Raw genomic sequence first — 2,682 nt, forward strand, 5'->3', positions numbered from 1 at the left:
GCTCACCGAGCGCGCGCAATGTAGCCTCGGCTTCCGGCTCCACCACCCATTGCGCGTTGCCGATCTCGGTGGCGAGGCCAAGCGCCTCCAGCTTCCTGAGACGCCCGATCTTCAGCGCATGGTAGTCGTCGGGCTGCCGGCCGAGAACCGGCGCCATGTCGATGATGCCGCTCTCGCGGGTCTCGCGCACGAGCTGCCGATCGAGCTCGGTCCAGCGCTCGGCCTCGATCTGGCGTTCCAAACCCCGGCGGATATCGAGCTCGGTGCGCGGGCCGAGTTCCTGGGTGATCAGGTCACGGGCGCGATCGCGCATGCCCTCCTTGATGTAGTCACGGGAGATCACGAGATCCTGGCCATCGTCGCGGCGGCCACGGACGATCAGGTGCACATGGGGATGCTCGGTGTTCCAGTGATCGACGGCGACCCAGTCGAGACCGGTGCCGAGGTCCTTTTCCATCTGCCGGGTGAGGTCACGTGTGAAGGTGCGCAGATCCTCCATCTCCAACGCGTCGTCAGGCGAGATGATGAAGCGGAAATGGTGACGGTCCTCGCGGCAGCGCTCAGCGAAGGCGTCGACATCCACGCTCTCGATCTCGGGACCAAACAGCCGCGCCTTCTCACCGTCGCGGGTCACCCCCTCGCGGCGGAGATAGGTGAGGTGTTGACTGAGGGAGCCCGCACGGGCGGTGTGTCGCACGACGCGGGCTTTCACCACGGCGCCACGCGAGTGCGGCGTGATCCGGCGGCTGACCTGAAGGCTGGCAACCTGCCCGCTGCCGAAACGCGAGCGGTTGCCGGCGGCAATCTTGCCGGAGCGAGAGACCCCGCCGCCGGCCTTCCGGGCCGCGGCGAGCGCCTGGGCGATGAAAGGTCGGGCCTGCTGGGCGCGGGTCGAGCGGATGCGGCCGGGACGGACGTGGAACTCGCGATCATCGCTCATGGCGAAGCCTCGCAATGTGTGATGAAGCGTTGATGCGTCGCCATTTGGGGGACGCGTGAAACGTGTGGTTTGGCTCCGCAACGTGCGGAGGGCGCGGAAAACACCTGAAAAAACAACACCACGACCGCCGCGCACTGTGCGCCCTTTTATCCTGCCCTCGTGCGGTCGTGGTCCCTGTCCTGCGCTTCCTTGCTCGCCATGGAACGCCAGAGCCCGACACCATGCGAAAGCGGAGCAGCCTGCTCATGATGCCCTCCGCGATGGCGAAGGTGCAACGAACAGCGCGTCCGATCCTGGCGCGAGGAACGCGGCTTCGACTGGATAGCTGCGCGCGGGCGGCGTGGCGAACAGCGGAGCCTCGCGCCAGCTTTGCGCCATTGGACGCACCAATCCGGTGGCGCCGGCTGCAGACTCTTTGTCGAGGATGGTCGCGAGAGCCGCGATGTAAGTGTGCGTCTCCGGCGGCAACGGCTTGCCGGCAAGCGAGGCCTCATAGCGCGCAGGCCCGGCATTGTAGGCCGCGAGCATGGCGCGGATGCTACCATAGCGGTCATGGAGCTGGCGCAGATAGGCGGCACCGGCGAGGATGTTGTCGCGCGGGTTGAACGGATCGGCGCCGAGACCGTGATGGATGCGAAGCTCGTCCCAGGTCACGGGCATGATCTGCATCAGCCCCATGGCACCGGCAGGCGAGACGGCGCGCGGATCGCCGCCGCTCTCGGCCCGCAGGACGGCACGGATCCAGCTGGCCGGAAGCTCGAAGCGCTGCGCGGCTTCGTCGATAACGGCAGCATAGGACGTTACCGAATACGCTGCAGTTGGTGCCATAGGTTGCGCGCTGGCAGAGCCAAGCGACGTACCGCCGATCAACAGTCCGGATGCGAGAAAGAGCGCACCGCGATGCATGTCAGCGCACCGCCGCGCGCCAGATGAAGTCTCTGTTGCCTGCTTCATCCGTGAGGAGTGGCATTGCCCGCCCGATGACGGTCGTCGCCGGCATAGGGCCAAAGTAGCGCCCATCGAGACTGTCGCCGACGTCCGGGTTCATCAGGAACAGATGACCGGGAGCGAGACGTCGGCACCCTTGCCAAACCGGCAGGTCCCGGCCCAAGCGATCACGCCTAAGGGCTTCGCCCAGCGGCACGCCATTGACGGTGACTGCGTCACCGAGACGGCAGACCTCCTGCCCCGGAAGCCCCATCACGCGCTTCAGCAGCGGCGTGCCTTCGCCGAGATAGCCCCGGGCGATGAGGAACGTGGCGAGCGGCGGTGGCGGCATTACCGCGACCAGATCGGTGATCTCGAGATCATCGGTCGGCTCGACAGAATAGAGCCCGACAGGAACGCTCGCCGAGACATTCCAGATCAATTTGACCGGCGTCGGCACCGTGGTGGCCAAGGCCACACCGACGCTGGCGGCCGTCGTCATCAGCACATAAGCGGCGCGGTTCATTGTTCGCACTCCCGCCGCTTCAGCCACGCCTGATGGCGCTCCATGCTATAGGCGCGCGGCTCGAATCCGACACTGATGCGGTGCGCGACATGCCCCCAGTGATCAGGGGCGACGGTTGCCCCATCGATGCCGATCGCCGCGATGGCGTCGATGTGCTGAAGGATTTTCTCGACCTTCGGCCAGCCATCCACCCGCAGCAGGATTTCGCCGCCGGGGCGCACGAAGGGCAGCGTCTGGTAGCTCTCGCCCGGCGCCACGCAGCGCACGATGTCGAGGCGGGAGGCCACGG

General features: G+C 66.5%; 4 protein-coding genes. All 4 read right to left on the bottom strand.

The features are described 5' to 3' along the window. Positions 1 to 940, bottom strand: a 940-nt coding sequence (locus tag KHC28_RS14410; RefSeq protein ID WP_376772699.1) for a relaxase/mobilization nuclease domain-containing protein, incomplete at its 3' end; no start/stop codon positions are given. Between the two features lie 243 nt (positions 941 to 1,183). Next, entirely contained in the window at positions 1,184 to 1,846 is a 663-nt protein-coding gene (locus KHC28_RS14415; RefSeq protein WP_214009071.1) for a lytic transglycosylase domain-containing protein, read from the bottom strand. 1 nt (position 1,847) lies between these two features. After that, positions 1,848 to 2,393: a S26 family signal peptidase gene (locus KHC28_RS14420; RefSeq protein ID WP_214009072.1), complete on the bottom strand. Its 546-nt coding sequence runs from the start codon at positions 2,391 to 2,393 to the stop codon at positions 1,848 to 1,850. Then, on the bottom strand, positions 2,390 to 2,682 hold a 293-nt coding region (locus KHC28_RS14425), incomplete at its 5' end, for a DUF2840 domain-containing protein (RefSeq protein WP_214009073.1). The genes KHC28_RS14420 and KHC28_RS14425, both read right to left, overlap by 4 nt.

It is taken from the genome of Ancylobacter sonchi (genome assembly GCF_018390695.1).
Classification (GTDB): domain Bacteria; phylum Pseudomonadota; class Alphaproteobacteria; order Rhizobiales; family Xanthobacteraceae; genus Ancylobacter; species Ancylobacter sonchi.

Excerpts from the sequence above, each read along its gene's own strand:
- KHC28_RS14415 (WP_214009071.1), bottom strand. The coding sequence starts at position 1,846 with ATGCATCGCGGTGCGCTCTTTCTCGCATCCGGACTGTTGATCGGCGGT.
- KHC28_RS14420 (WP_214009072.1), bottom strand. The coding sequence starts at position 2,393 with ATGAACCGCGCCGCTTATGTGCTGATGACGACGGCCGCCAGCGTCGGT.